The 21,215-nt window shown below is 67.2% G+C and carries 19 protein-coding genes; 9 read left to right on the top strand and 10 right to left on the bottom strand.

Annotated elements, in window-relative coordinates:
• Nucleotides 1–187 precede the first annotated feature (187 nt).
• Nucleotides 188–1,597: a cardiolipin synthase gene (gene cls, locus E3O50_RS07115; RefSeq protein WP_134560181.1), complete on the bottom strand. Its 1,410-nt coding sequence runs from the start codon at nucleotides 1,595–1,597 to the stop codon at nucleotides 188–190.
• 160 nt (nucleotides 1,598–1,757) lie between these two features.
• Here cls and E3O50_RS07110 point away from each other — a divergent pair, with 160 nt between their 5' ends.
• Nucleotides 1,758–2,546 carry a phosphatase PAP2 family protein gene (locus E3O50_RS07110; protein WP_241980938.1) on the top strand — a complete coding sequence of 263 codons (789 nt, stop codon included), beginning with the start codon at nucleotides 1,758–1,760 and terminating at the stop codon, nucleotides 2,544–2,546.
• Between the two features lie 71 nt (nucleotides 2,547–2,617).
• The gene (locus E3O50_RS07105; protein ID WP_241975456.1) at nucleotides 2,618–3,313 is read left to right on the top strand and encodes a phosphatase PAP2 family protein; all 696 of its coding nucleotides are present in this window, start codon (nucleotides 2,618–2,620) and stop codon (nucleotides 3,311–3,313) included.
• 25 nt (nucleotides 3,314–3,338) lie between these two features.
• Here the strand turns inward: E3O50_RS07105 and E3O50_RS07100 are convergent, their stop codons facing one another.
• From E3O50_RS07100 to E3O50_RS07070, 7 genes are all read right to left on the bottom strand, one after another.
• Entirely contained in the window at nucleotides 3,339–4,148 is an 810-nt protein-coding gene (locus E3O50_RS07100) for a DUF1206 domain-containing protein (RefSeq protein WP_241975455.1), read from the bottom strand.
• 67 nt (nucleotides 4,149–4,215) lie between these two features.
• On the bottom strand, nucleotides 4,216–5,553 hold the full coding sequence (locus tag E3O50_RS07095) for a class I SAM-dependent methyltransferase (RefSeq protein WP_134446574.1): 1,338 nt from the start codon (nucleotides 5,551–5,553) through the stop codon (nucleotides 4,216–4,218).
• On the bottom strand, nucleotides 5,550–6,929 hold the full coding sequence (locus tag E3O50_RS07090; RefSeq protein ID WP_134560163.1) for an FAD-binding oxidoreductase: 1,380 nt from the start codon (nucleotides 6,927–6,929) through the stop codon (nucleotides 5,550–5,552). Before E3O50_RS07090 ends, E3O50_RS07095 begins: the two co-directional genes overlap by 4 nt.
• Nucleotides 6,930–6,973: 44 nt before the next feature.
• The gene (locus E3O50_RS07085) at nucleotides 6,974–7,795 is read right to left on the bottom strand and encodes a hypothetical protein (protein WP_134560161.1); all 822 of its coding nucleotides are present in this window, start codon (nucleotides 7,793–7,795) and stop codon (nucleotides 6,974–6,976) included.
• Nucleotides 7,792–8,616, bottom strand: coding sequence for a heavy metal-binding domain-containing protein (locus tag E3O50_RS07080; protein ID WP_134446577.1), 825 nt, complete (start codon nucleotides 8,614–8,616; stop codon nucleotides 7,792–7,794). The genes E3O50_RS07085 and E3O50_RS07080 overlap by 4 nt, the downstream gene beginning before the upstream one ends.
• A gap of 40 nt (nucleotides 8,617–8,656) precedes the next feature.
• A complete protein-coding gene (locus tag E3O50_RS07075; RefSeq protein ID WP_134446578.1) occupies nucleotides 8,657–9,595 on the bottom strand; it encodes a heavy metal-binding domain-containing protein in 939 nt (312 codons plus the stop codon).
• Between the two features lie 135 nt (nucleotides 9,596–9,730).
• A complete protein-coding gene (locus E3O50_RS07070) occupies nucleotides 9,731–12,202 on the bottom strand; it encodes a glycosyl transferase (protein WP_134560159.1) in 2,472 nt (823 codons plus the stop codon).
• Nucleotides 12,203–12,410: 208 nt separating this feature from the next.
• Between E3O50_RS07070 and arfB the strand changes: the two genes are divergently transcribed.
• The 3 genes from arfB (at nucleotide 12,411) to E3O50_RS07055 (ending at nucleotide 14,979) form a co-directional block, all read left to right on the top strand.
• The gene (gene arfB, locus E3O50_RS07065) at nucleotides 12,411–12,833 is read left to right on the top strand and encodes an alternative ribosome rescue aminoacyl-tRNA hydrolase ArfB (protein ID WP_134560157.1); all 423 of its coding nucleotides are present in this window, start codon (nucleotides 12,411–12,413) and stop codon (nucleotides 12,831–12,833) included.
• Nucleotides 12,834–12,867: 34 nt separating this feature from the next.
• Complete coding sequence (locus E3O50_RS07060; protein WP_134446581.1) at nucleotides 12,868–13,341, top strand: GNAT family N-acetyltransferase; 474 nt, start codon at nucleotides 12,868–12,870, stop codon at nucleotides 13,339–13,341.
• A 237-nt stretch (nucleotides 13,342–13,578) separates the two neighbouring features.
• On the top strand, nucleotides 13,579–14,979 hold the full coding sequence (locus E3O50_RS07055) for an MFS transporter (RefSeq protein ID WP_134446582.1): 1,401 nt from the start codon (nucleotides 13,579–13,581) through the stop codon (nucleotides 14,977–14,979).
• An 11-nt stretch (nucleotides 14,980–14,990) separates the two neighbouring features.
• On the opposite strand, the gene E3O50_RS07050 is transcribed toward E3O50_RS07055, so the two are convergent.
• Nucleotides 14,991–15,353: a hypothetical protein gene (locus E3O50_RS07050; RefSeq protein ID WP_134446583.1), complete on the bottom strand. Its 363-nt coding sequence runs from the start codon at nucleotides 15,351–15,353 to the stop codon at nucleotides 14,991–14,993.
• Between the two features lie 352 nt (nucleotides 15,354–15,705).
• On the opposite strand from E3O50_RS07050, the gene E3O50_RS07045 reads away from it, so the two are divergent.
• The 3 genes from E3O50_RS07045 to E3O50_RS07035 all read left to right on the top strand — a co-directional run bounded on the left by E3O50_RS07045 (nucleotide 15,706) and on the right by E3O50_RS07035 (nucleotide 19,400).
• A complete protein-coding gene (locus E3O50_RS07045; protein WP_134446627.1) occupies nucleotides 15,706–17,517 on the top strand; it encodes an amino acid transporter in 1,812 nt (603 codons plus the stop codon).
• A gap of 57 nt (nucleotides 17,518–17,574) precedes the next feature.
• The gene (locus E3O50_RS07040) at nucleotides 17,575–18,441 is read left to right on the top strand and encodes a DUF4097 family beta strand repeat-containing protein (protein ID WP_166787272.1); all 867 of its coding nucleotides are present in this window, start codon (nucleotides 17,575–17,577) and stop codon (nucleotides 18,439–18,441) included.
• Nucleotides 18,442–18,524: 83 nt separating this feature from the next.
• Entirely contained in the window at nucleotides 18,525–19,400 is an 876-nt protein-coding gene (locus E3O50_RS07035) for a hypothetical protein (protein WP_134446585.1), read from the top strand.
• Nucleotides 19,401–19,424: 24 nt separating this feature from the next.
• Here E3O50_RS07035 and E3O50_RS07030 read toward each other — a convergent pair whose 3' ends face one another.
• The gene (locus E3O50_RS07030; protein WP_134446586.1) at nucleotides 19,425–20,387 is read right to left on the bottom strand and encodes a DnaJ domain-containing protein; all 963 of its coding nucleotides are present in this window, start codon (nucleotides 20,385–20,387) and stop codon (nucleotides 19,425–19,427) included.
• A gap of 154 nt (nucleotides 20,388–20,541) precedes the next feature.
• Here E3O50_RS07030 and E3O50_RS07025 point away from each other — a divergent pair, with 154 nt between their 5' ends.
• Nucleotides 20,542–21,192, top strand: a complete 651-nt coding sequence (locus tag E3O50_RS07025; RefSeq protein ID WP_134446587.1) for a DUF1345 domain-containing protein — start codon at nucleotides 20,542–20,544, stop codon at nucleotides 21,190–21,192.
• Nucleotides 21,193–21,215: the final 23 nt, after the last annotated feature.

Genomic DNA, 21,215 nt, shown 5'->3' with positions numbered 1-21,215 from the left:
CCTATTTCTTTGCCCGGATCGGATACTCAGCGCTCCTTGCGATATGTGCAGCCTGCAGTTTGCTGACAGTGGCCCAAGGATTCGTTCCGATACGTTCCTGATCGTGCCGCCCGAGTCCTGAAGAACGGCTGACGTGCCTGCCCACCCGCTGTGCCCCGGGAACGGGAATGGTCGCGCCATGCGGCGGTCATTGGACGGTGGCAGTGAGCCTGCTGAGGTTGTCCAGGACCTGCGTGCCAAGCGGACGTTGCAGCCACTCGTCGAGCAGAACCTCCCGGGAGTGGCTCCGGTAGTCGTCCTGAATCCTGCGCAGCGCGTCGACGAAACGTCTCCCCCGGACCAGCAGCGAGATTTCGAAGTTGAGGCTGAACGAGCGCATGTCCATATTGCTCGACCCGATCACCGCGACTTCATCGTCGACGGTGAAATGCTTGGCATGCAGGACGACCGGTTTCTCGTACAGGAAGATGCGCACTCCCGCCCGCAACAGGGTCTCGTAGTACGAGCGTTGTGCGTGGTATACGAGGGCCTGGTCGGCGACTTCGCAGGCGTACAGGTGCACCGTTACTCCCCGTTCCGCGGCCGTCGTGATCGCGTAGAGCATGGAGTCGTCGGGGACGAAGTAGGGGCTGGCGATGACGAGTCGTTCCTGGGCCGAGTAGAGCAGGGCGTTGAAGACCCGCAGGTTATTCTCGCCTTCGAACCCGGGCCCACTCGGAACGACCTGGCAGTCGAGGGTGTCCTCGGTGGTCACGGAATAGATCGGGTCTGCCTCACGGGTGAGGAGATCTTCCGTCTCGGAGTACCAGTCGGTGATGAAGACCGCGTTGACGCCCGCGACGACGGGGCCTTCCAGTCGCACCATCAGATCCTTCCACCGCAGGTTCCGTTTGATGTTTCCCCTGGTGTTGTAGCTGGGGTCGACCATGTTCTGCGAGCCCATGAATCCGACGATTCCGTCGATCACGAGCACCTTGCGGTGGTTTCGCAGGTCCGGGCGCCGCCATTGCGTTCTGAAAGGATGGAAGGGGAGCATTTCGTGGGAATCGATGCCGACGTTCCTCAGCCAACGGCGGGTCGCCCGGCCCTGCGGGCTCCGGATCGTCGAGATGTGGTCGTACAGAACCCTGACGATCACACCCCGTTCATGGGCTGCGAGGAGGGCGTCGAAAAACGGCATCGTCGTCCGGTCTCGGCTGAGAATGTAGAACTCCACGTGCACGTACCGTTCGGCCCGCATCACTTCCTCGGTCATCGCGGCGATCGACTCCTCGTAGTCGGGCAGAAGCACAGCGTCGTTTCCGCCGACGAGCGGCATGGCGCCCAACGTGTGGTTCAGTTCGACGACGGATTCGAACCATTGGGGCCAGGTCTCCGTCTTGGAGACCTGGTCGAGGCCGGCGGTCGTACCGAGGATGTAGTCGTTGATGTCCTGTTGCTTCTCGCGCCGTGCCTTCGGGAGCCTGCTGCTGCCGAAGAGGCTGAAGAGCACCGCTCCCGGGATCGGCGCAATGAAGATCGCCATCAGCCAGGCCATCGCCGCCGTGGGACGGCGGTTCGGCGGAATCCTGATGACCGCCCCGACGCGGATGGCCATCTCGAGGACGAGGACCGCGATCGGCAGGGCCTTGGGCAGTTTTCGCAGGTTCACTCTGGAAGTCCGATCTGACGTGCGGCCGCGCGGATTCACGTGTCCCCACCTTAGTTGGGCCGCCGGTACCCCGGGAGGTAAGCTCGCCTTCACCCACGATCACCGCATGAGCATGGTGACCGGTCGGTGCCCATCAAACGATCCTTTGGCTGGAGTCATGGCCGGTAGTTCAACCGAACGCTCGGATGCAGCGCCCGGCGCGCGTCCTGAACGTGCGGCAACGTCGGGTGCACGCCGCGTCTCCCGCCGGTGGCCGCTGATCAGTGGCCTCGCAGCCGTCGCCCTGGCGTGTGCGCTGGGCGCTCTGATCGCAACGCGTGATCATGGGCTGCCGTTGCCCATCGATGTGGAATGGATGCGGGAACTGGTTGAGAATCGCGAACCCCTCTGGCAGGTCCTTGCACTGACGATGGACTTCCTCGGAGGAGGCGTGGTGGCGACCCTCGTCGTGCCGGCCCTCGTCGCCGTCGCGCTGCTTGTGGCACGACGTCCCTGGGCGGCGGCTTACTACCTGGTCGCGACCATCGTCACCGGAGCAGCCGTCCAACTCCTGAAACAATTCTTCGGGCGCGCACGCCCGGAAAATTTCCTGACGAACCTCGATTTCGGATCTTTCCCATCTGGCCACGTTGCGAATGCCGCGACGATGGCCGCAGTCATTGCGATTCTCCTGCCACGGATCTGGGTTGTGGTCGCCGGGACCGTTTACACGGCCCTCATGATGATCAGTCGCACCTATCTCGGTGCACACTGGCTCACCGATACCCTGGGCGCCCTGCTGCTCGGAATCGGCGTCGCGATTGTCACGTGGGCGCCGCTCGCCGCCAAGCTCGACGGTGAACGCGCGCTCGCCAAGGAACGCAGGTCACGATCAGCGAAAGGAATTGCCCCGTGAATCCTCCCCGCACCAACGGCCAGCGGTCTTCCCTGCACGGCATGCGCACCAGATTCATCGCAGAGGAACGCGTGCTGGAGCCCGCCTCTCGCCGGCGATTCTATGTGACGTCGATTGTTCTGGTCGGCTTCGGCGTCGTCTGTTTCACGGCAATCCTCGCCTCCGTCCTGCAGCACAACGGACTCACCGTGGTGGACGCGCCTGTGCAGGACTGGCTCTTCGGTATGCGCTCGCCAACCCTGACCGCGATCATGATCGGACTGGCGATCGTTTTCGGGCCCGTCGCACTTCCCATCCTTCTTCTCGTCGTGTGCGTGGTCTGGGGCATCATAGGTAAGCACGGCCGACGTCCACTCATCCTGGCATCGGCCATGTTGGTCGGAGTCCTCTTGGGGCAGGTGATCGGACATGCGGTGGACCGCCATCGACCGCCGACCGATCTCATGCTCTTCGGCCCCGATCCCTCCTTCTCCTTCCCGTCCGGACACGTCCTGGGCGCATCAGACTTCGTCCTGTTGACCGCGTACCTCGTGTTCTCACGTCGTCGAAGCATCCGTGGAGCAATGGCAGGCTTCGGCTTCGCGCTCCTGTGCATCGTCGCCGCGGCGGTCAGTCGCGTTTATCTGGGCTACCACTGGGCAACGGATGTCATGGCATCCGTATCACTTTCCCTGGTCATTCTGGGCAGCGTGATCGCCTACGACACGTGGCGAAGCCTTCGGGCTTCCGGGGAGCTCCAGATCACGATCCCGCACTCTGCGGAATGACCTGAACCCGCGTGAACCTCAGATGTCAGAGCCGGGCGCGCCAGGCCCTGACGAAGCAGTACAGCCCATAGGCGATCAGACCCGCACCAAGAGCAGACAAGATAGGCCCGCCGTACGGAAGAGCGACGAGGGACCTCAGCGCCCCGTCCAGGCCGGTCGACTGGCTCGGGTCCACGGTGATGGCCGCAACCACGATGAGGACCGCCACGACGGCCAACACGATTCCCTTGGCGACGTAGCCGACGATTCCCAAAGCGAGGACAAACTTTCCAGCCGACCCGCTCGGCACCGAGATATCTGCCGTGAACTTCTGCAACGCACCCTTGCGCACGAAGTAGACCCCGATGGCCAGCACGAGAAGACCCCCGGCCAGGAGGACGATCACGCCTCCTGGCGCCGCAAGAAGCGATGCGCTGGCATCACGGGTACTGCCGGCGGAACTCGTCGCTCCCCCCTGCGCAAAGGTGAAAGCGGTCCCCGCAAGAAGGAAGTAGACAACCGCCTTGCCGACTTCAGTGACGCGCCGGGACCACTGACGTTTGGGGTCTGCGCCGCGCATCAGGAACGCTCCCAAAAGCAGCCAGAGCCCGAGGGCAGCCAGTCCCGCGACCACAACCCACAGAACGAATACTCCGCCCGGGCTCGTCGCGAGCTGCCCGAGAGCACCGGACTGATCTGCACTACCGCTTCCGGCACCAACCGCGATGGCGATGGCTATCGCGGCGATGAGGATGTGCAACAAGCCGTTGACGGCGAAGCCCAGGCGGGCAAGCATCTGCAAAGTGCGGCTGTTCTTTGCTGTGCTGGCAACGCTGGCCGCTGAGTTACTGATCACGGCCTCAGCATAGGACGACATCGGTGGTCCGGACTATCCTTCTTCCCTAACGAACTTCCCCAACGAATCAGGGAGTCCACCAGGGCCGCAGGGGCAGGCTCCCGAGGCCGTCCCCGTCCGACGGCTTCACCGCAAGGACCTGGTGCAGCTGGATTCCCCCCGTCTCGAACGCGAGCCGTGAGCCGGCCATGTACAGGCCCCAGACCTTCGCGGTCTGCAGTCCGACCTCGGCGACGGCCTCATCCCAGTGCTCGACGAGGTTGGTGCACCAGTCGCGCAGGGTCAGGGCGTAGTGCTGCCGCAGGTTCTCCTCGTGAAGCACCTCCAGGCCGGTGTCCTGTGCGGCGCTGATGATGCGGCCGGAGCCGGTGAGCTCGCCGTCGGGGAAGACATACCGGTCGATGAACCCGCGGGTGGACGCTTCGGAATGGTTGTCCGGGCGGGTGATGCAGTGGTTGAGCAGGAGCCCGCCCTGGCGCAGGCGGGACTGCAGGAACTCGAAGTACGCGGGATAGTTGCGCACGCCGATGTGCTCGAGCAGCCCGATCGACGACACGGCGTCGAAGCCGGTCTCGGCGATGTCGCGGTAGTCGCCGAACCGGACTTCGGCCAGACCGGCGAGGCCTTCCTCGGCGATCGCACGCTGCGCCCAGCCGGCCTGCTGTTCCGACAGGGTCACTCCGGTGGCCCTCACGCCGCGGCGGGCCGCGTAACGCACCATGCCGCCCCAGCCGCAGCCGACGTCGAGCAGCCGGTCGCCCGGCTTCAGCCGCAGCTTCTCGAACACCAGCCGGTACTTGTTCTCCTGAGCCTCGTCGAGGGAGGCGTCCGGGCGCGGGTAGCACGCGCACGTGTAGGTCATCGACGGCCCGAGCACCCACTCGTAGAAGGTGTTCGACACGTCGTAGTGGTGGTGGATCGCCTCGGCGTCCCTGCTCTTGCTGTGCCGTAGTCCCCCGGCGATCCGGCGCCAGCGCGGCGGTGCTTCCAGTTCCGGCGGTTTGATCGGGCGCAGGTGGCCGACTCCGATCGAGCGGATGATGGTGGCCATCACCCGGGGCGACGGCAGCGTGAAGACCAGGTCGCCGGTGAGCGCTCTGAGGAGCTCGTACGGGTCGCCGGGGTGCACCCCGTGGATCTCGAGGTCACCGGCGATATAGGCGCGGGCCAGGCCCAGGTCGCCGCGGCCGGTCGCCAGGTAGGTCGTGCCCCGCGGCGTTCTCAGCTCCAGCCCGAGCGGTGCCTCCGGCGGGCCGGCCGAACTCCCGTCGTAGGCGGTGAAACGGAGCGGGAGCCGACCGCCGGCCAGGATTTCGAGGATCCCGGCGAGGGCGAGCTTCCCCTCCGGCTCCGACGTGCGAGCCCCTTCCGTGGCTTCCGAGGATCGCTGCTGGAATGTGGTCATCGTCGTAACACCGCCTTTGCGTAGAGATCGAGGAGACGCGAATCGGGGTCGTATCGGTCCTTGACGCTCCGATAGACGTCTCCGCCATAGAGTCCGTCGAACTTCTCCGGAGAGTAGTACGAGTCCGAGTACAGCGACTTGTGCCCGTCGAACTCGCCGACCGCATCCTCGATCCGACGGTTCGTCTCCCCCTCGGTCGACCCCACCGGCACCGTCGACCAGAACCCGACGTTGACATACGTCTGTCGCGGCCGGATCGGGTACAGCGGCCAGCCGCCGTCGTCACGCAGCCGCAGCGGGCAGAGCCAGATCGGTTCGATCGGCACAGTGGCCAGAAACCACTCCAGGAACTCCGCACAGCGCTCGATCGGTATCTCGACGTCCTGCACGACACGTTCCCGGCGTGGACGATTCCGCAGCCACTCGAGGCGATCCCCGATCTGGAATCGCTGTTCGTAGCGCATCAGCTTCCCGTAGAAGCTGCTGCGCCGAAGCGTTCGGGGCCAGAGCCTGCGGACGAGCGGACGCTGTGCGCCGAATGCCGCCGAGCACCAGAACCAGTCCGTGTCCCACCGCCACAGGTAGTCGTGGATCGTGAGCCGGTCGACCGTGGTGCCGGCGTCGTGCTGGATGGACCGGTAGTAGATCTTCTGCCCGGTGTAATCGCTCACCGGGCCGGACGCGGCGGTCTGGGCGCCCACGCAGAGGTAGCCTTCGTCGGCGCTGAACACCACGCCGTCGAGGTAGTCGACGCGGTCGCCGTCCAGGTCACCGGTCGCGACGATGCGGTCCATCGCCGCGATGAGGTCGGGGAGCGAGTGGAACCGCAGGTGCCGGATCTCGACGAAGGGGTCAACCTGCTCCAGCTCAATGCGCAGGCGCACCGCGTACCCGAGCGTGCCGTAGGAGTTCGGGAAAGCGCGGAAGAGGTCCTCGTGCTCAGCCGGCGACGCCGTGATGACGTCGCCCGTTCCGGTGAGAATGTCCAGCTCCAGCACCGACTCGTGCGGAAGGCCGTTGCGGAAGGACGTCGATTCGATGCCGAGGCCCGTGACCGCACCGCCGAGGGTGATCGTCTTCAGCTGTGGGACCACGAGCGGAGCCAACCCGAGCGGCAAGGTCGCGGCGAGGAGGTCCTCATAGGTGCACATGCCGGCCACGTCGGCCGTCCGCGCTTCGGTATCGACCGCGATGACGCCCGTCAATCCCGACGTGTCGAGGCCCGGGGCGTCCGACTTCGCGCGTGACCGGAACAGGTTCGAGGCGTGCTTCGCGAGCCGGACGGAGGCCGTCGGCGGGACCGCCCGATAGCTCGCGAGCAGCCGCTCGACGCCGGCGGCGTGAATGGTGTGTGCGTCGATCGAGGGAGTGGACACCCACCCAAGCTAGTCCTCGATCGCCCAGCCCGCACGCATCGCCGTTACGAGAGATCGAGACTGGACCTGGCGAAACGAGCGGAGAGGAACCGGCCGTTGATCAGGAGACCTTCGGCATCATCACGGACGGCCGCGTCGTACATCTCGGTGACGGCCGTCTCGAGAACGGTCAACTGAGCGGCCAGTGCCGTGTCAGGCGTGGTGCCGTCGGCGAAGACGTGATTGTGCGCCCACTCGGCAGGGAGCGCAAGATACGTGCGCAGAGTCTCGGGGAGATACGAGGTCGCCGTTCGCCTGGCCGTCATCTCGGCTTCCAGGTTGCCCGCCAGCCTCGGCAGTGTCTCCAGCAGCAGCCCGGTGATCCGACGGACGGCCGTCACGGCTTCCGGCGGGAGACGGGACTCCACCCGCGCCGGAAGGCTTCTCAGATCGACGTCGAGGGTCGCATCGGCAACCCGTACGTCCGACCCTGTCGACTCGATGCCGAGGGTGTGGAGTGCGTGCGCCGCCGCGGAAGCCTCGCCCGCGGCATCCCCCGCCACGGCGGCGATACGGCCGGCGAAGACGCTGAGCCATTCGCCGAGGGTCAGGGTCCGCCGTGAGATCACGACGCCGCCGGAAGCCTTCTGGGCCTGGGCGAGGAACCGGGGTCCCGCGAGGTGAGTGAGGGTCAGGGTCTCACCGTTCGCCCCAAGTCGAATCTCACGGATGGACCCGGACTTGCCGGCCAGGCGGTCTGCCAGCGAGCGGTTCCGTTCCACCGTCAGGACACTCGCGGCCACCGGTGCGGACAGCGCACGTATGGCTCCGTCGGCGAGGCCGGCCAGAAACGCCTGGGGGTCGGCCGTGGCTTGCTCGAGGGTCACCAGCGGCCACCGTCCGTCAGGGGAAGCACGAGGCCCGGAGTGGCGATGACGTGATCCTCGCGCAGTTCGCGGACCGCGCTTCCGATCGCGAAGAATTCCGTGGTGTGGCCGCCCCACCGGTGCGGCAGCGACAAGAGTTGCACTCCGACGATGCCGTCAGCCGCGAGGGTTTCGGCCTCCGTCTGCATTCTCCCCATGGCCAGTTCGCGAGCGTCGTACAGCGCCTCCGTGAACTGGGTGATCTCGATGTTCGCTCCCAGGCTGCTGAGGGCGGCTATCGTTCCCCGGTGGGCGATGTGATAGACGCAGGTTCCCATCACGAGGCCGAGCGGTGCGTAGCCCGACTGGATCAAGGTCCAGAAGTCCTGGCCGGAGAGGTCCGAGGTGAACGGAAGACCCTTGTTGTTGCGCCAGGTACCGCTCGCCGGGGCGTGGTCTGCCACGACGGCTGTTCCGATGGCCACGAATTCGGCAAGGTTGTTGCCGTAGTCCTTGAACTCGATCTCGAGCCGAACGCCCACGATGCCGTCTGCGCCCAGGGCGTCGGCCTCCGCCTCCATGCGCGTCATCGCGAGTTCCCGAGCGTGGTACATCGCGGCACTGAGCTTGTCGAGCTCCATGTTCTGGCCCCAGCGTCGCGTCTGGATCCCGACGTGGTAGACGCTCGAACCGAGCACGAGTCCCACCGGGCGGAATCCGGCTTGCCGCACCAGGAGGAACTCGTTGACGGACAGGTCGGACGTGAACAGATGCTTCTTGCCGTCGGCCAGGCGCGCCCGGGCGCTCGCCGAGAGGGAGACGCCGGAGAATGGGTCCGTCATGGGGTGGTCGTCCGTTCGCTCGTCGTGGGTGCTGGGGAGATCATCGTTCAGGCGTTCGTGGGCGTTGCGGGGAATCGCGCAGGGGCATCACGGTCAGGGGCGGAGGAACGGCCGACCGGTTCCGCGCGCGCGGCAACGCCACCAGGGTGGTGCCGACGACGACGAATTCGGCGTGCAGGTCTCGCGCATCCGAGCCGCCGCACGCGGTGTCGAACTCGGACAGCGTGGTGTCGGTCACGACGAGATCTGCCGCACCCGTGTGCGTGACCCGGCGCGCGAGCCGCTCCCTGGCTTCGCGCCGCGCCGCCTGGACCAGCCTGGTCATCCCGGTCACTTCGCCGTTTATCCAACTGGTGCGCTGCTGCTGGAGCTGCCAATCCTCATGCTTCGTCGACACGGACATCCCGAGCACGACACTGTGCGGGAGATATCCGGCCAGGAGAGCCGCGGCGCAGTCTTCTCCGCTCAGGTTGGTGTACCAGGGGTCGGCCGCGGATCCGGGAGAAGGCACGAGAGAGGAATCCGTGGAGCGCACGGCCGTACCGAGGGCGCTGAATTCCCAGGCCGTGCCCTCGACGCGGGTGCGACGGATGCGAATGTCAACGACTCCGTGCGCCCCGAGTGCCTGCGCTTCGACGCGCATCCGCTTGAGTGCGCCATACCAGCCGCGTTCGTATGCGCCGACGTAGGGGGCGAAGCTGCCCCAGGTGGACCCGCCGCCTGAGGTCGTCACGGGCGAAACCTGGCCTATCGACGATCTCCCCATCTTCGCCCCCGACGTCCACCAGGCACAACCGCTGCCCTTCCACCCGAGGTTCATGACGGCGCAGCCGAAGACTTCGCCGACGGCGGTCAGCCCGACGCTCTGGATGCTCGCCGCCGCGGCGACCGAGAGCAGCGACCCCGCTGTTCGACTGGCCTTTTGTCCAGCGATGCGGGCATGCGCAGCAGGCGGCAGTCCCCCCGTCCATTCATCCACGTGCTCATATAAGCACCCCGGACCCGGATAGCCAGGCACTTCCGCGGTCGGACACGGTTTATTTCCCGGTGACGCAGAACGCCCGGTGCGCCGGAGACTCTCTCGGGCGCACCGGGCGAATGCCGGCCGGGGTGACTACAGGGTGGCGCGCACCTGCACGACGGCGCTGTCAGGGGCGTACGGCACGGTGCGGCCTTGGATGGCCACTCCGTCGACCTCGAGGCTTGCGCGCGACCCCTCCCTGCCCGAGTTGGCAACGGTGATGACGTAGGTCGCACCGCGGGCCCGGCGAGTGACGGTGAATTCAGCGACGTCCGGTCCGAGCTGCGGGTCGACGACGAGGCCGTCGTAGTCGGTGCGCACGCCCAGGAGGTACTGGGAGACCGTCACGAAGTTCCACGCGGCTGTGCCGGTGAGCCAGGAGTTCTTGGCCTCGCCGTGCCGGGAGGCCTCCTTGCCGGCGATCATCTGCGCGTACACGTACGGTTCGAGGCGGTGCACCTCGGAGATCTCCTCACGGTAGGCCGGCGTGATCTTGCGGTAGTGGTCGAAGGCCTTGGCGCCGCGGCCGAGAACCGTCTCGCCGATGATGACCCACGGGTTGTTGTGGCAGAAGATTCCGCCGTTCTCCTTGTAGCCCGGCGGGTACGTCGAGACCTCGCCGAGTTCGATGCGGTAGCTCTTGTACGCCGGGTATTGCAGTACGAGTCCGTGTGCGGAGCCGAGCAGGCGGTCCACGGAGTCGAGGGCTCGGAACGCGGGGCTTGTAGCGGACGGGGTTCCGTCCGCGTTGTGCTCGACGCCGACGCCGGCGAGGACCGCGAAGCCCTGCGGCTCGATCCAGATCTGGCCCTCGGTGTCTTCGTGGGTGCCGACCTTGTTGCCGTAGAAGTCGTAAGCGCGCAGGAACCACTCGCCGTCCCAGCCGTCGGAGAGCAGCACCTGGCTCATGGTCGCAGCGGCCTTGCGGGCGCGGTCGGCCTGCTGGGTGTCGCCGCCGCGCTCGGCGATGGTCGCGTACTGTCCGGCAGCGAGCACGAACTGGGCCGCGATGAATGTCGACTCCGCGACGCCGCCTGCCTGGTTCTCCGTGGTCTGGAAAGACTCGCCCGGCGTCGTCGAGAAGCAGTTCAGGTTCAGGCAGTCGTTCCAGTCGGCGCGCCCGATCAGGGGCAGGCCGTGCGGGCCGAGGTTGTTGAGGGTGAACTCGAAGGAGCGCGTGAGGTGGGTGTAGAGCGTCTGCGCGAGCGCGTCGTTGTTGTCGAACGGCACGACCTCGTCGAGGATGCTGAAGTCCCCGGTCTCCTTGAGGTAGGCATCCACCCCGATGATCAGCCAGGCCGGGTCGTCGTTGAAGCCGCTCCCGAGCTCGTCGTTGCCGCGCTTGGTGAGCGGCTGGTACTGGTGGTAGGCCGAGCCGTCCGGAAGCTGGGTGGCGGCGATGTCGAGGATGCGTTCGCGGGCGCGGTCGGGGATCAGGTGTACGAAGCCGAGCAGGTCCTGGGTCGAGTCTCGGAAGCCCATCCCGCGCCCGATTCCGGTCTCGAAGTAGGAGGCCGAGCGGGACATGTTGAATGTGACCATGCACTGGTACTGGTTCCAGATGTTGACCATCCGGTTGAGCTTGTCGTCCGGCGAGGTCACGGTGTACGCGGAGAGCAGGGTGGTCCAGTACTCCCCCAGGGCCTCGAACGCGGCATCCGCCTTCTCGGTCGTGTCGAGCCGGGCGAGAAGTTCGTGCGCCCGTGTCTTGTTGATGACCTGCTTGGCATCGTCGGCCCACTTGCCCTGGCCGTTCTCCTCCGTGTTCTCGACATAGCCGACGACGAACACGAGCTCGCGGGTCTCGCCGGGCTGCAGGGTCGAGTCGACCTGGTGCGAACCGATCGGGTACCAGCCGGACGCCATCGAGTTCTGCGCCGTGCCGGCGTTCGGGACCTTCGCCTCGGCCAGGGTCTCATAGAGCCCGACGAAGGTCTCCCTGTCGGTGTCGAACCCGGCGATCTCGGCGTTCACCGAGTACACGGCGTAGTGGTCGCGACGCTCGCGGTATTCGGTCTTGTGGTAGATCGTGCTGCCCTCGACCTCGACCTCGGCGAGGGAGAGGTTGCGCTGGTAGTTGGTCTGGTCGTCCTGGGCGTTCCAGAGGCAGAACTCGAGGTACGAGAAGAGGGAGAAGGTCTTGACGTGGTCCGAGGTGTTGGTGATCGTCACCTTCTGCACCTCGGCCGTCTCGCCGAGGGGTACGAAGTACAGGGTGGAGACGCGCAGGCCGCCGCGCTCGCCGGTGATCCGGGTGTACCCCATGCCGTGGCGGGTCTCGAAGAAGTCGAGGTCCTTCTTCATCGGCAGCCAGCTCGGCGTCCAGACGTCGCCGCCGTCGTTGATGAAGAAATATCGTCCGCCGGAGTCGGTGGGAATGTCGTTGTAGCGATACCGCGTCAGGCGACGCATCTTCGCGTCCTTATAGAACGTGTACCCGCCGGCCGTGTGAGAAATCAGGGAAAAGAAATCTTCGCTGCCCAGGTAGTTGATCCACGGGTATGGCGTGAGCGGGGTCTCGATCACGTATTCCCTGGCCTCGTCGTCGAAATGACCGAACCTCATGTGTGCACCTTTGCGATATGCGGAGGACCGGATAGCGACGGGATCCGAAAATATCGGAATCCATCGATGCACCAGACCCAAACCTGTGTGAGAGCGCTCTCATTGGCGCCCACGGCTACCCTAGCAAAGGTAGACCCCGGGGTGCCACACCGCACGCCCACCGGATGCATACCCCGCCGGCTCCACTCTGCTGTGGCACGCTGGGACCATGGATCTGGAGGTGTCACCCGCGCTCACGATTCCCGCATCGGAACTCGGCTGGCGGTTCTCGCGGTCGCCGGGGCCTGGCGGGCAGCACGTGAACACCTCGGATAGCCGCGTCGAACTGTCCTGGAGCGTCGCCCTGTCGCCGTCCCTGTCCGACGACCAGCGGGCAAGGCTCCTGGCGCGACTCGACCGGCGACTCGTCGGCGGGGTGATCACGGTCGCAGCGTCGGAGCAGCGCTCCCAGCTCCGGAACCGCGAGATCGCCCTGGCCAAGCTCGCCGAACTCGTGTCCGCGGCCCTGGCCCCGGATGCCGCTCGCCGCCGGGCGACCAAACCGACCAGGGGTTCGAACCGTCGGCGCCTCGCGGCCAAGGAACAGCGTTCGTCGACGAAACAGCAGCGCCGGAGGCCGTCGGAGGACTAGCGCCGGCCAGCGGGAGGTCCCGTACGCTGGTCGGATGAAGCCGATCCGTCCCGCCGTGCCCGCCGATGTTCCCGAGATCCTTCGGCTGGTCGTCGAACTCGCCGAATACGAACGCGAACCCGACGCGGTCGCGGCGACGGAGGAGGGATTCCTCGCCGCCCTCTTCGGCGACGAGCCCGCGGTCCACGCGTTCGTCATCGACGGCGAGGAGGCCGGTACCCTGGCCGGGATGGCCGTGTGGTTCCTGACCTTCTCGACCTGGGAGGGCGTGCACGGCATCCATCTCGAGGACCTGTACGTACGGCCGGCCCACCGGGGCGGCGGGTATGGAACCGCACTCCTCACCAGCCTCGCGGCACTGTGCGTCGAGCGCGGGTACGCGCGCCTGGAATGGGATGTCCTCGACTGGAACGCGCCCGCGATCGGCTTCTACGAGTCTCTCGCCGCCCGGCCCCTCGACGGCTGGACGACGTACCGTCTCGACGGCGCAGCGTTGCGGCGCGCCTGAGCCCGCGCATCCGCTTCACCGGCCCGGTCCCGGACGTCGACTAGACTCGGTCCAGACTTCCGGTCGCTGATAACTTCAGCGAACGGACGAGCGCTGGTTGAGACAGTGCAGGAAGGCCCCCGGATTCGTCCTGGGGCCTTCTCTTTTGCCTCGGCTCGGACTTCTTATTCTGGAATGGGAATGCGGAACCGTCGGCGCCGATTACATCCCTCGTACCGAAATGACGACGGAGGCCGCATGAGCACGACTGAAGTAGGTTTCCGATCCGCGCGCGGCCCGATCCTGATCGCCCTGATGCTGACGACGGGGCTCGTGGCGATCGACGCGACGATCCTCGCCACAGCGGTGCCGACGATCGTCGGCGACCTCGGCGGATTCGCCCAGTTTCCGTGGCTGTTCTCGATCTACCTGCTCGCGCAGGCCGTCTCCGTGCCGGTCTACGCGAAACTCTCGGACACGCTCGGCCGGAAACCGATCGTGATGATCGGCATCGGACTGTTCCTGCTCGGGTCCGTGCTCTGCGGCCTGGCCTGGAGCATGCCTGCGCTGATCGCATTCCGGGCGATCCAGGGCCTCGGCGCCGGCGCCGTGCAGCCGATGGCGATCACGATCGCCGGGGACATCTACACCGTCGTCGAACGGGCCAAGGTGCAGGGCTACCTCGCAAGCGTCTGGGCGATCTCCTCGGTGGTGGGACCGAGCCTCGGCGGGATCTTCTCGCAGTTCCTGTCCTGGCGCTGGATCTTCTTCGTGAACATCCCGCTGTGCCTCATCGCTGCCTGGATGCTGCAACGCACCTTCCACGAGACCGTGACGGCCCGCCGGCACCGCGTCGACTACCTCGGCGCCGTCCTCCTGACGACGGCACTCACTCTTCTGATCCTCGCGGTCCTCGAGGGTGGTCAGGCCTGGGCCTGGGATTCCGTGCCGAGCATCGCGGCCTTCGCGACCGGGGCCGTGCTCCTCGTCCTGTTCGGGTTGGCGGAGCGTCGTGCCGCAGAACCGGTGCTGCCGCTCTGGGCGTTCAGCAGGCGCCTGCTGCTCAGTACCGCGTTGATCTCGGTCGGCGTCGGCGCGATCCTGATCGGGCTGACCTCCTTCGTTCCGACCTACCTCGAAGGCGTGCTCGGCACGCCGCCGCTCGTCGCCGGACTCGCTCTCGCCGCCCTCACGGTCGGCTGGCCCATCTCCGCGGCGCTGTCCGGCCGGTTCTACCTCAGGATCGGCTTCCGGAACACGGCGCTGATCGGCGTGTCCATCGTCCTGTTCGGCGCCCTGCTCCTCGCGGGGACGGCCGGCACTCCGATGGTGGTGGTGACCGCGCTGAGCTGCTTCGTCGTGGGCCTCGGCCTCGGCCTCGTCGCAACACCCACGCTCATCGCGGCGCAGTCGAGCGTCGAATGGGACGAGCGCGGCGTCGTGACCGGCGCGAACCTGTTCTCCCGGTCCATCGGCAGTGCCGTCGGTGTCGCGATCTTCGGCGCAGTGGCGAACGGGATCATCGGCTCGTCGGCATCGGGCGTGCGGGATGCCGCGAGCGTTCAGGCGGCATCCGTCGCCGTCTTCGTCGCGGTCGCCATCACCGCCGCGCTGACCGTGGTCGCCGCGGTGTCGATGCCCCGGCGCGCCCGGGCCTGAGGCCGATCCGGTCAGGGGGTCTCGTCGACGATTCCGATGAAGCGGGTGCCGACACCGTCGACCTCTGTACGGCTGAGACCGGCGGCAGGCTCCGGCAGTTCGTCTGCGCCATGGTCGTCACACGTGAGGTACGTGAAGGCCGGCCACCACTTCTTCGGGCGGGCCGCCTCCGAGAAACCGCAGACGTCGCAGCGGAGCTCGACCCAGACCGGTTTCTTGCCCGTGCGGTTGGCCCGCGACTGCACCAGCCAGTCCGGCGGGTTGTTCTCAATCTCGGCCAGTTCCGCTTCGGTCAGGCGCGAGGGAAGGTCGTGTCGCTGCGCCATCTCGAGCGGAATATCCAGTCGCAAGGCGGCCATTCGTCTCGTAATCATCGTGTTCAAGGATAATCGCCGCCGGCCGGGTCTGGTCCGCCGACATCACCCGGGACGGTACCCCGGACGACATCCCCGACACCACCGCGGTATCCGGCGTCAATTCGGTGCTGAGGAACGTGCCAGCAGGCCTTTCGTGCGCGTAGGCTGATCCCTGCACTACGCGACCTCCAGACCAGTAAGGGCCCCTCGTATGCCTCACTCCTCGACGGAGGCCGGCTCCACCGCGGTTCCCCGACCCGTCACCACCCGGCGGGACCGTCTTTCGCACTGGCTCCTTCAGGACAGTGAGCGCCCGCACCAGGGTCCGCACGCCCGCACAGCGGAGAAGACGCACAGCTGGTGGCGCGTCATGTGCCTCACCGGCGTCGACTACTTCTCCACGCTCGGCTACCAGCCGGCCATCGCCGCGCTCGCGGCCGGCCTGCTCTCCCCCTTTGCAACGATCGTCCTCGTCCTGCTGACCCTGCTCGGCGCGCTCCCCGTGTATCGCAGGGTCGCCCGCGAGAGCTTCAACGGCTCCGGGTCCATCCACATGCTCGAACACCTCCTGCCCTGGTGGGCGGGCAAGCTCTTCGTCCTGGCCCTGCTCGGCTTTGCGGCCACCGACTTCATGATCACGATCACCCTCTCCGCGGCGGATGCCACGGCACACGCCATCGAGAATCCCTTCGCCCCCGAATGGTTCCACGGCAACGAGATCGGCATCACCCTCGCCCTGATCTCGCTCCTCGCGATCGTGTTCCTCAAGGGTTTCAAGGAAGCGATCGGCATCGCCGTCGTGCTCGTCGGCGTCTACCTCGCGCTCAACCTCGTGGTCGTGTTCGTCTCCCTGGCGCAGATCGCGAGCCGGCCGGTGATGATCACCGACTGGTGGAGCGCGCTCAACGCCCAGCACGGTGATCCGCTGATCATGGTCGGGATCGCCCTCATCGTCTTCCCGAAGCTCGCCCTCGGCCTCTCCGGCTTCGAGACCGGCGTCGCCGTGATGCCGCAGATCACCGGCGACCCGACGGACACACCCGAGCGTCCCGCAGGGCGCATCCGCGGCGCCGGCCGCCTGCTGACGACGGCCGCCGTGATCATGAGCGGCTTCCTGATCCTGACGAGCTTCATGACGACGTTCCTGATCCCCCAGGCCGAATTCCAGCCGGGCGGGCAGGCCAATGGGCGCGCGCTCGCGTACCTCGCACACGAGTTCCTCGGCCCGGTGTTCGGAACCGTGTACGACGTCAGCACCATCTGCATCCTCTGGTTCGCCGGGGCGTCCGCCATGGCCGGACTCCTCAACCTCGTGCCCCGGTACCTGCCGCGCTACGGCATGGCACCGCAGTGGGCTCGCGCCGTGCGGCCGCTCGTTCTCGTCTTCACCGCGATCGCGTTCATCATCACCGTCGTCTTCCAGGCCAGCGTCGACGCCCAGGGCGGCGCATACGCGACAGGCGTTCTCGTGCTGATCACGTCGGCGTCCGCCGCTGTGACCCTGTCCGCCCGCAGGCAGGGCCAGCGCAAGCGGACGATCGGCTTCGGAGCCATTTCCCTCGTCTTCGCGTACACGACCGTCCTCAACGTCATCGAACGCCCGGACGGCCTGCGCATCGCCGGGCTGTTCATCGCCGGGATCCTGCTCATCTCGCTGATCTCCCGGGTACGCCGGTCCTTCCAGCTTCGGGCGACATCCGTGGCCCTCGACGAGAGGGCCCTCGCTTTCGTGAAAGCGGATGCCGCCGACGGCGCAGTCCGGGTCATCGCGAACGAACCGGACGACGGCAGCGAACACGAGTACCGGCACAAGGACCGCGACGAGCGCCGGTACTCGCACATTCCCCGCGACTCGCAGACCATCTTCCTCGAGGTGCACGGCACCGACTCCTCCGAGTTCGAGGAGGACCTCCTCGTTCGCGGCGTCGTCAAGCACGGCTACCGGGTCCTCGAGGTCTACAGCGGCAACATCCCCAACACCCTGGCTTCCGTGCTCCTCGAAATTCGCGACGTGACCGGCATCGTCCCCACGATCTACTTCGAGTGGACAGAGGGCAGCCCGATCTCCAACATGGCCAGGTTCCTGTTCTTCGGAAACGGCGAGGTCGCCCCGGTGACCCGCGAGGTGCTCCGCGTCGCCGAGCGCGACGTCAAGCGCCGTCCGGCGGTGCACGTGAGCTGACCGCTGCCCAGGCCTCGCTCCGTACCGGGAGGGCAGGACACGGGTATGGTCTGCTGCATGAACGCTAGCGCAATGCCGCCGGAACGTCCACCGGTCCAGCCCCGAACGCCGGTGCCGCCCCAGCCGGCCGTGCCCCCGCAGCCGGATCGGCGCCGCGGAGGGCGGGCAGGCCTCATCGTCGCCGTCGTTGTGCTCGGCGTCGTCATCCTGGCCGGGGCCGCACTGCTCATCCTTCTTCTGACCGGCGGCGCGGTCGGCACGCCCGTCCATCTCGCAGCGGATGCCGAGGCCGGGTCGAGCGTGGCTGTCCGGGTTCCGAACTCCGCCATCCGCTTCGAACCCAGCCCCGATTCGCAGGTGCACGTGCGGGCAGACGGCAGTTCGCTCGGCGCCACGCCGACGCTGGCGATCACAACGGCGAACGGCGTGACCGAGGTCACCGGCGGGTGCCCGAGCCAGTGGCTCGGCTTCTGCTCCCTGAACATGACGGTGGCCCTCCCTGCGGCACTCTCCCTCACCGCGGACGGGGTGAACGGGCAGATCGAGGCGTCGGCACTCACCGGCGCGCTGAGGCTGACGACCACGAACGGAGCCGTCGAGACGACGGGTACGCTCGGCCGGGTGGAGGTCCACACCACCAACGGCGCGATCAGGGTGCGCGATGCCGGTTCCCGCCGCGTGGTCGCCACGACCACGAACGGAGCCGTCGAGGTCGATTTCCGGGATGCCCCTGAGGCCGTCGAGGCCCGCAGCACCAACGGTTCGATCACGGTGCGCATGCCGGCAGCCGGACTCTCCTACCTCGTCGACGCGCGGACGACGAACGGGAACGTCGACACAGGCTCCGTCCCGAGCGATCCCTCCGCACGGCGCACGATCATCGCCCAGACCACCAACGGTGATGTGCGCGTCACGACCGGCTGACGCCCGTCGACGGGCGGCCGCGCACCGGGCGGGCCGTGCACCGGGCGGGCCATGCACCGAGCGGCCCATGAAACAATGGAGCCATGCCAGACAGCCTCCCTCCCCTCGGCCTCCTCCTCGACGTCGACGGGCCGATCGCCAGTCCGGTCACCCGAACGATCCGGCGCGACAGCATCATCGCCGACCTGATCACGCTCGCGGCCGCGAACGTGCCGATCGCCTTCATCACCGGCCGGTCGGCGCTCTTCATTCGCGAGCAGGTCATCACGCCCCTCCTCGCGGCCGGCCTCCCGGAGACCATGCGCATGTACGGTGTCTGCGAGAAGGGCGCCGTCTGGTTCCCGATCACCGCAGCGGGAATGGGCGACGTTGTTGTCGACCCGAGCGTCGCACTGCCTGCGGCCGCCGTCGACGCGATCCGTTCGCTCGTGCACGACCGTTTCGCCGACACCATGTTCTTCGATGAGACCAAGCAGGCCATGGTCTCGGTCGAACAACGCACGGATGCCGCAGACTCCGACTACGCGGCGGCCGCTGCCGACTTCAACGAGGCCTCATTCGCGATCCTCACGGGCCTCGGGCTCGGGGTCCGCTTCGGTGACCGGGTCTCCCCGGACGCGTCGGGTGCTGTGCCGTTCCGGATCGATCCCACGATCATCTCGACGGACATCGAATCCGTCACCCTCGACAAAGACCACGGCGCCGAACGCGCCCTCGCCTTCTTCGCCGAGACCGGCCCGCTCCCCCGGGTGTGGCGCTCCGTCGGCGACTCACGCAGCGACTACCTGATGGCCGACCACCTGCACACCGCCGGGTACGAGGTCGCCCACGTGGATGTGCGCCCGTCCGACGGGGTCCTCGAGCGACCGTACCCCGTGATCATCGAGGGTGACCTGATCCACGACGCCGCCGGCGCGAACTTCCTGGCCTACTGGGTCGACACACTCGGCCTGCGCTAGACCCGGGCCGAGTGGCGCGGGCCGCTAGTCGGTGACGAAGCGGATGCCGTCCTGCAGGCGGCTGCGCAGGTCGAACACCTTCTCGAAGCTGCCCCGATCCATCCCCGGCAGCCCCTCGCGCAACAGGCCGACGAGCCGCGACCGCGGAATGATGACGACCGTGGGACGCCGGCCGCGGCCGGGTACCGCAAGCGGGTCGGACAGGGCGTCGTCGGGGAGCACGACGACGAGGGCGGTGAAGCGCACGCCAAGGGCGCGCGAGAGCGCCCGCGCGGCATCCTCGAATTCATGAACGGGACGGTCCTCCGGCCGGAGGGTCTCCGCGAGGAGCTCGCCGCGCCGGAGTTCGACGGAGGCGCCCCAGTCCTCGGAGAGGATTGCGAACAGCCCGGCGGGGCCGAGGACGACATGGTCGATCGGGTCGGGGTGGGAGCCCGCGAGCACGTCGTGCCAGGCCGTGTAGCCGATGCCGAGCAGGGACACGAGGTGTGCCGTCGATTCCTGGGCGAGGGCGCGGGCCAGGCAGTGCCGGATCTCGCGGGGCGCGGAGCGGACGAGCTGGGGCGCGTACGGATCGTCGATGACGGTCCCGCGGCCGACCCACTCGCGCAGGAGCTCGAGGTACCGTTGCCGGGCGTGGCCCCCCGGGTGTCCGTACATCCGCGCACGCGGACCTGTCGCCGCCGACGAAGCGCGCGCCGAGCCTGCGGACGAACCGGAACCGGACGAACCGGAGGCGGAGCCGGTGTGCACGGTCCCGTGCTCGTTGTCCGGGTACCGGCGCCTGTCGTAATCGGCCCGGCTCTCGGGATTGCCGATCCGTTCCCACGCCACCTGGACGGCCTGGAAGTCGGCGGCGCGACCCCCGACATCCGGGTGGGTGAGACGCAGCCTCTTGCGGTAGGCGCGTCGCAATTCCTCGCTGGTCGCCTCAGGGCTCACGCCCAGCACCTCATAGGGTGATGCCGCCGCCGGGCTCTCTGACATCCTCGCGGTCTCTTTCGTTCGATCGTGTGCGGCAAGCCGCCGTCCGGGGTCTGACCTGTGTCAGACGTTCTCTTCACCTTATCGACCGTTTCTGTCATCTCGCCCCACCCGAGCCGCTCACGGGATCCTGACGGATCTGTGGGACGATCGGCCCATGAAGACCTGGGAACGCCTGACGGTGCGTCGCTCGAGCACCCGCCTGATCGTGATGGCCGTGATCGGCCTTGCCGCCGGGGTGGTGGCGTCGATCGGGGGCGACTGGGTGCTCGCCCCGATCGTGGGCTGGGCAGCGGCCTGCGTGACGTTCATCGCCTGGGTCTGGATCGTGATCGGGCCGATGGACGCCGCGACGACCGCGACGCATGCGACCCGTGAGGACCCGTCCCGGGGCGTGTCCGACCTGCTCGTGCTCCTGATCAGCCTCGCGAGCCTCGGCGCGCTCGGCCTTCTGCTCGTCGAAACGCATTCCACGACGGGAGCAGCGCAGGTCGTGCTGGCCCTGTTGTCCGTGCTGAGCGTCGTGCTGTCCTGGACGCTTCTGCACACCTTGTTCACCCTCCGCTATGCCCGGCTCTACTACGAGGGGGCGGATGGCGGGATCGAATTCAACCAGACAGCGCCGCCGAGCTACGGGGACTTCGCCTATCTCGCATTCACCCTCGGCATGACGTTCCAGGTGTCGGACACCAACCTGAAGACACACATCATCCGGATGACGGCGCTGCGCCACGGCCTGCTGTCCTACCTCTTCGGATCCGTGATCCTTGCGACGATGATCAACCTCGTCGCCGGGCTGCTGCACTGAGCCCGGCTTCGGGTCAGGCGCTG

It is taken from the genome of Cryobacterium sp. MDB1-18-1, from assembly GCF_004402735.1.
GTDB lineage: Bacteria > Actinomycetota > Actinomycetes > Actinomycetales > Microbacteriaceae > Cryobacterium > Cryobacterium glucosi.
Note: the sequence above shows the minus strand (reverse complement) of the source record. Positions and strands in the feature narration are given on the sequence as shown.